Annotated in this window: 7 protein-coding genes; 1 reads left to right on the plus strand and 6 read right to left on the minus strand. The window is 66.1% G+C overall.

What is annotated here, in order from left to right:
* Nucleotides 1-259 precede the first annotated feature (259 nt).
* From QOD90_RS28565 to QOD90_RS28585, 5 genes are read right to left on the minus strand one after another with little or no spacing between them, the layout of a single operon-like run.
* On the minus strand, nt 260-772 hold the full coding sequence (locus tag QOD90_RS28565; protein ID WP_526355455.1) for a lipoprotein LppJ family protein: 513 nt from the start codon (nt 770-772) through the stop codon (nt 260-262).
* Between the two features lie 16 nt (nt 773-788).
* The gene (locus QOD90_RS28570) at nt 789-2585 is read right to left on the minus strand and encodes an alpha/beta hydrolase (RefSeq protein ID WP_526355457.1); all 1797 of its coding nucleotides are present in this window, start codon (nt 2583-2585) and stop codon (nt 789-791) included.
* 31 nt (nt 2586-2616) lie between these two features.
* A complete protein-coding gene (locus tag QOD90_RS28575) occupies nt 2617-2916 on the minus strand; it encodes a type VII secretion target (RefSeq protein WP_526355459.1) in 300 nt (99 codons plus the stop codon).
* 43 nt (nt 2917-2959) lie between these two features.
* On the minus strand, nt 2960-3619 hold the full coding sequence (locus QOD90_RS28580) for an SGNH/GDSL hydrolase family protein (protein ID WP_526355461.1): 660 nt from the start codon (nt 3617-3619) through the stop codon (nt 2960-2962).
* Between the two features lie 10 nt (nt 3620-3629).
* On the minus strand, nt 3630-4721 hold the full coding sequence (locus QOD90_RS28585; protein ID WP_526355463.1) for a threonine aldolase family protein: 1092 nt from the start codon (nt 4719-4721) through the stop codon (nt 3630-3632).
* Between the two features lie 104 nt (nt 4722-4825).
* On the opposite strand from QOD90_RS28585, the gene QOD90_RS28590 reads away from it, so the two are divergent.
* The gene (locus QOD90_RS28590) at nt 4826-5665 is read left to right on the plus strand and encodes a hypothetical protein (RefSeq protein ID WP_526355465.1); all 840 of its coding nucleotides are present in this window, start codon (nt 4826-4828) and stop codon (nt 5663-5665) included.
* Here QOD90_RS28590 and QOD90_RS28595 read toward each other — a convergent pair.
* Nucleotides 5631-6413, minus strand: a 783-nt coding sequence (locus QOD90_RS28595; protein WP_526355467.1) for a cytochrome P450, incomplete at its 5' end; no start/stop codon positions are given. The genes QOD90_RS28590 and QOD90_RS28595 overlap by 35 nt on opposite strands.

Raw genomic sequence — 6413 nt, forward strand, 5'->3', positions numbered from 1 at the left:
CGACACGGCGGTGGCAAAGATGGTCGCGACGGCGATCCGACGCCACATGGGTGGGGTGGTGTCGCGGCGGTCGATGGTCATGGCTTCTTCGGTCTGCTCGGGGTTGCGCCCGACCGCCGCCCGTCAACTGTTGTGTGGCCAGTGTGAGCCTGCTGGGGAGAGCCTGGCAAGCTTTCGCACCATCGCCCCTATCGCTGTCTGCCAGCTGAATAAGACCTGCGTAGGCCCTGTGAGCAATCGTGGACTCTTCGCCCGCGCTTCAGGGTCTCGAAAGCGTGACGACCTCGGCGCTGCCCTTGGTGTCCTTCGTGGTGGTCACGTCGCGGCACTCGCCGAATAGTTCGACACTCCTGGTGGAATCACCCGCGCTCTGAGGCCCCAGCACGGCAACCACACCATTCTTCTGCAGCGTCGTGCCATGGCTCTTGAAGTCGGAATCGGTTGTCCAGCCCTGGCTTTGGAGGCGCTGGGCCATCTTCGCGACCTCTGCCTCCGAGGCGGCGAAACTCGCTGCCACCGGGTATCCGATCCTCATCTGCCCACGGAAGGGCGGGTCTCCCTGGTCGTTGCAAGAGGCATGCCAGAACGCTGGTTCGATGGCATGCAGATCGAGGGTGCTGACGATCTCGTTGGCGGCATCGATGACCAGTGCCTTGGACTGCTCTGGTGTCAGCGGATCGGAAACGCCACCGTTCTTCATCGAGCTCACTGCGCCACATCCTGAAACTAGGGCCGCCACCAGGGCGACGGCGGCTAATGATTTGCTTCTCATCTCTAGGTGGTCGTCCCTACTCATGGGTGTTCCCCGTGGTGCCGGGCCGGAACAATTCGGGGTCGTTGGGGATGGGAACGCCGAAGACGTCTCCGAGATTGGTGAGGATGTCATCGCGGCGGTGCGGGGCCGTCATGCCGTCGTGCTCCAGGGCGTCGCCGTGCCCAGAGACGATGTCGGACATGCTGAACAACGATTCGTTGCCACGGGTGTAGTACTGGCTGTGGTCGCCCCACGGCGTCGTCAGTCCGGGCACCTCGGCCTTGAACCGGGTTGAGCCATATCCGTCCATCGCCGGGTCATCGCCCAGCGATGCGGTGAAATCGGTTCCAGGCACGTGGATTTGCGGGATCGCGCTCAGCTGCGTGACCGGGTCGGTGGAGGCAGCGCCAACGTAGAGGTGGCCACCCTCGTTGAGGTGGAAGTCGGCGGCGCTGTGGGCCAGGTCGGTGCCGGGGCAGCCGACGAGCACCACGTCGTCGGCATGCATGCCGTAGCCGGCGGCCGCGTCGGACACGGTGGTCGATCCGTAGGAGTGGCCGAGCACCGTCATGTGCGATGCGCCTTCGTGAGTGGCGTTGAGGGCGTTGACGTCTGCGGCCAGTAGCTGGCCGCCCTCGTGGGCAAGACCCGTCGTTCCGACCCGCGGGTCGTACAACGCATCGGGTGCGTCGTATCCCATCCACGCGACGACCGCACGGCTCCTGGACGGATCGGCCGCCTTGGTCTCGTTGTACAGGTTGGTGGCGTCGTCACCGCCGAGCCATCCCGAACCGACGCTGTTCCCGGTTCCTGGCACGACCACCGCGGTGTTGTCGGCATGATCGGGGTCTCCGATCGCGATGGCGGCTCGACCGTCGCCCTTGAACTCTTCGGGCTCGTAGACCTGAAGATAGGTCTGGGCGCCCGTCTTCAAATGATCGGTGTTCAACGCCTCCTGCACCTTGAGGGCGTTGTTGTACCGGGCCATCATCTGCGGGTTCATGCCGTAGGAATCGGGGTGGGCCAGCACCTCGTCGACGGTCACGTTGCGCGCTGCGGCGACTTCGGCGACGCGGTTGATGTCCTGGTGCATCACCGCCTGATTGGCCTTGTCGCGGTCGACGACTGGGATGCCGTTCAAGTTGCCGAGCTTGTCGGGCCAATCGCGCAGAAGCTGATCGCGTTTGTCCTGGGGGAGCGACTTCCACCAGTCCTTGACTTCCTTGGGGTCCTTGCCAACGGGAATCTCCGCACCCGTGTCATACGGCGGTGCCTCGGGCAGCGGGCCGCCGACGCCAAATTGTGCAGGCTGGCCATCGAGGCCTCCGACGGCGGTGCGAAGGTTCTGGCTCAGCGCCCGGTCAGTCGTGTCGAAACCCGCCAACAGCGCCTTCACGTTGACCGAATTCGTCGCGGCCAGCTGTTGGATCTTCATCGCGTTGACTTGGCTGATCTTTGCGTACTGATCAAGTGGGCTTCCCGGACGCACCGACACCGTGCCGTCGGGCGCCAGCTGCCAGCCCTGGCCGGACAACTGGCTGACGGTTTGCAGCACCGACGTCCGGGTCTGAGCGAGGGTCGCGCCACCCTGCTGAAGGACGGTCTGCGCCTTCGTCAGGGCGTCGCGGACCTGCTGCATCCGGAGCAGTGTGGGTTGCGCCTTCGCGATCGCGGCCTCAGAGGCGGTGCCCTGCCACCCCGTCCGCAATCCTTCCAACGTGGCGCGCTGCTTGTCGATTTGTGAGGTCAGGCCGGACGCCTTATGGCCGAGCTCCGTCGCGGATTGGGTGAGCCCCTCCGGTCGCGACGCCTCGACCTGGGGGATCGTCACCGTCATGGCGATGGCCCAGCCGAGTCAGGGGTCACTGAGCGATCTTGCGCAGACGGCGGCCGAGTTCCTCGTCGGTCCGGTGGTATTGATCGGCAGCGGACGAAAGATTCGTCGAGTGTGCCGTCAACTCTTCGTGGACGGCAGCGGTGGCGGTGTCGAAGATCGTGCCGGCGAACTGGCACGCGCCTTCGGTGAGCAGACCTGACATGCCGGTGCCCGCGTTCGTCATCGACTGACCCGCCGCCATGCCCGACACGAACGTACCCACCTCGGTCTGTGCGGCTGCAGCAGTTCGAAGTTGGGCTGGGTCGACCCGCAACGTTGCTCCCACGCCAACGATCCTAAGCCCGCCAACTGCAGTGCAGGTGCACCTTTCACGGTGCCAGGATTCGGCGCACTTCGTCGGCCAACGCGACGCCAAGGTGGCGGTTGTTCTGCTCGGTGAAGTGCACCCCGTCGCTGCCGTCGGTGCTGATCACCGAGCCCGCATCGAAGTACGGGATCTTCATGTACGCACAGAGCGCGCGATAGGCGTCGGCCAACCGTTCCGACTTCTCCTGGCCGCCGTCGAAGGTCATCTGAAACCACGGGTCCGGCATCGGAGCCAGCGGAGGCGGTGCGACGACCAGGACCTTCGGCGCCGGGTAGGTCGTGCCGACTCCGCCTGCGGAACCCAGCACCTGCGCGGCCAGCAACGACATGCCGGTGGCGATGTCGAACGGTGTTCGGTGGAAGTAGGCCTTGGTGTCGTTGGTGCCCAGCATGAGGACGACGAGGTCCAACGGCAGATGGCTGGCGAGCGTAATGGGAAGGTGCGCAGCGCCGTTCAGCCGTGGGTCGGTCGGATCGTCGACGTTCGTGGTGCGGGCGCTGAGGCCTTCCTCGATCACGACGTAGCCGTCGCCAAGATTCTCGCCGAGAACGCCGGTCCAGCGGACGTCACGCGGGAACCGCGTCGTGGGAGCGGTCTGCTCCGCGGGCACCCAGCCCCACGTCAACGAATCCCCGAAGCACAACACCGTCTTCTCTGCCATGCCACCAACCTTATTGCCCAGGGTCGCGTCGTTTCGGCTCGTCGTACTTAGCGAGCTCCTCGCGGATCGCGGTGACGAACCCGTCGACGTCGGCCTCGGTGGTGTCCCACGCGCACATCCACCGCACCTCGCCGGCCGCGCGGTCCCAGTCATAGAAGCGCACCCGCTCGCGGATGCGGTCGGCCGCGTCGTTGGGCAGCACGGCGAACACGGCGTTCGCCTCGGTCCGCTGGCTGAAGGACAGGTCGTGGATGTGGTTGGCGTCGAGCGCGCCTCGGAGCCGTGCCGCCATGGCATTCGCGTGCGCTGCAGAGCGCAGACCGAGCCCGTCGTCGAAGAGTGCCAGCAGTTGCGTGCTGGTGAAACGCATCTTGCTGGCGAGCTGCATGCTCAGCTTGCGCAGATACCGCATCCCTTCGACGCGCGTCGGGTCGATCACGACGATCGCTTCCGCGCCGAGCAGGCCGTTCTTGGTGCCGCCGAAGCTGACGACGTCGACGCCGGCGTCCGTCGTGAATTCGCGGAACGGCACGCCGAGCGCGGCCGCCGCATTCCAGATTCGCGCGCCATCCATGTGCAGGGCCATCCCGCGCTCGTGTGCGAAGTCGGCGATCGCGTGCACCTCCTCGGGTGTGTAGAGCGTGCCCAGTTCGGTGGTCTGGGTGATGCTGACGGCAAGCGGCTGCGCGCGGTGCTCGTCGCCCCAGCCCCATGCCTCCGTCGCGATCAACGGGGGTGCGAGCTTCCCGTCGGGTGTGGGCACCGGCAGGAGTTTGAGGCCGCTCACCCGTTCGGGGGCGCCGGCTTCGTCGGTGTGGATGTGTGCGGTCGCGCTGGCGACGACCGCACCCCAGCGCGGTAGCAGGGCGGTGAGTGCGACGACGTTGGCGCCCGTGCCGTTGAACACCGGGAAGGCCTCGGCGGCCGCGCCGAACTCCTCGCGGACGACCTGCTGCAGCCGGGAAGTGTAGACGTCCTCGCCGTAGGCGACCTGGTGGCCACCGTTCGCCGCGGCGAGCGCGTCGAGCACCTCGGGGTGCACGCCCGCGTAGTTGTCGCTTGCGAAGCTCCGGTAGCCGGTGTCGTGGAGGGTGTCGACCATGCCGTCAGTCTCGCAGGCGAATTCGGGAGTTATCGTGGCATCCCGGCAATTCATCAGGGGGTCCGATGGAAACCGTTGACCCAGCGGTTGTTCGGCGTCAGAAGATGGATCGTCAGGTCGGCAGTCGACAAGCCCTCGCTGGCGCCATCATCGCATTGGGGATGGCCACCGTCGGCTCGGTCGGCATCGGCCTGTTCGTCGCCTCGTTGGTAGGGACCTTCCGGTCGATGTCGATCAACGACGTCGTGACGATGGAAGGCTTTGACCCCGTTGCCATGGGCGTCATCTTCTTCGTCGGGCTGACGATTGCCGGCATTGGCTCGGTGTGGGGCGCCCAGAAGCTCGACGCGTACCGTGCCTCGTCGGGTAGCGGCGGCTGGGCATTCGCGCTCGGTTTCGCCGGGGCCACGATCGGTGTCCTGGTCGCGAGCCGGACCTGGGTCGCGCCCACCCGAGTGGGATGGATTGAGTCGGACTACGAAGAACCCCAGGCCTGGAACTGGGGCAGTTGGTTGCTCTTCTACGCCGACGTCTGGCTTCCCGTCGCCCTCGGTCTGCTCACCGTCGCGCTGACGGTGTCCGCGGCCAAGGCCGTCCGCCGCGGCAACGCCCGGGCCCGGAGACGCGAACGGTTGCTAGGTGAGGGCGCCAGGACCACCGGGACCGTCAGCGACGTTCGGATTCACTACTCCACCAACGACCAGGGCGGGCGAACGGTCTCGGCGGCGACCGCAACCGTCACCTACGTCGACGGCCACGGCACCCGGCGCTGGGTCACGCGCAAGCACTCAGACGCCTCGGTGGTGGTGGCCGGCGGCGAAGTGCAGGTCGTTCACGATCCGTATCGACCCGACGACGACGGCTCGGTGTTCGTCGCGTTCCTACGTGAACCTGCCGCCCTCGACTGGGTTAGCCGCAACGCCCTCGATCGCATTCGAGGGTGAGCCGCTCGAGGCGCCTCACCAGGAGACTCGGCAGCCACCTTTCCGTGTCCGCGACCGCGATCGCAGTGGTGCGTTCCAGCAGCGAACCGATCACGGTCTTCGCCTCCAAGCGGGCGAGCGCCGCTCCGACGCAGAAGTGCGCGCCCTTGCCAAAGGTGATGTGGCCCTTGCCTCCAACTCGATCCAGCCGGAACTCGTCGGGGTCGTCGAACTGCGACGAATCGCGGTTGGCCGCACCCCACAACAGCAGCAGCCGCGAACCGGCCGGCAGGTCGAATCCAGCCAGGGTGGTATCCCGAACCACGTGGCGGTAATGACCGCGAAACGGCGGCTCGAAGCGAAGCACCTCCTCAAGAAAGGCGCCGAGTAGTTCGGGGTTGTCCCGCACCTGCTGTTGAATGTCTGGACGAGAGGCCAAGATCCACGCTGCAGAGCCGATCAGCGAGGCGGTGGACTCTCCGCCCGCGCTGAACAATGTGATCAACATGAACAGCGCGGTGTTTTGCTCGATCACGCCTGCCGCGCGCGCCGCGACGAGGTCGCCGAGAAGATCGGCCCGAGGATCCGACGCTGCACGCTCGAGTTGTTCGGCGATGTAGCCGGCGAGTTCCAAGACGGCGATGCCCGCAGCGGTGAGCTGATCCTGGCTGACGAGGCCTTCGACCATGTGCGTGGCCGAGTAGCCCCACCGCACCAGCTTGTCGATGTCCTCGTCCGGGACGCCGATCAGTCTGCCGACGATCATCAT

The sequence above is a fragment of the Mycobacterium sp. genome (genome assembly GCF_032161845.1).
Lineage (GTDB): Bacteria > Actinomycetota > Actinomycetes > Mycobacteriales > Mycobacteriaceae > Mycobacterium.

Bases quoted from the DNA above. Each gene is read 5' to 3' on its own strand.
- QOD90_RS28565 (WP_526355455.1), bottom strand. From the start codon at position 772: ATGAGAAGCAAATCATTAGCCGCCGTCGCCCTGGTGGCGGCCCTAGTT.
- QOD90_RS28580 (WP_526355461.1), bottom strand. From the start codon at position 3,619: ATGGCAGAGAAGACGGTGTTGTGCTTCGGGGATTCGTTGACGTGGGGC.
- QOD90_RS28585 (WP_526355463.1), bottom strand. From the start codon at position 4,721: ATGGTCGACACCCTCCACGACACCGGCTACCGGAGCTTCGCAAGCGAC.
- QOD90_RS28590 (WP_526355465.1), top strand. From the start codon at position 4,826: ATGGATCGTCAGGTCGGCAGTCGACAAGCCCTCGCTGGCGCCATCATC.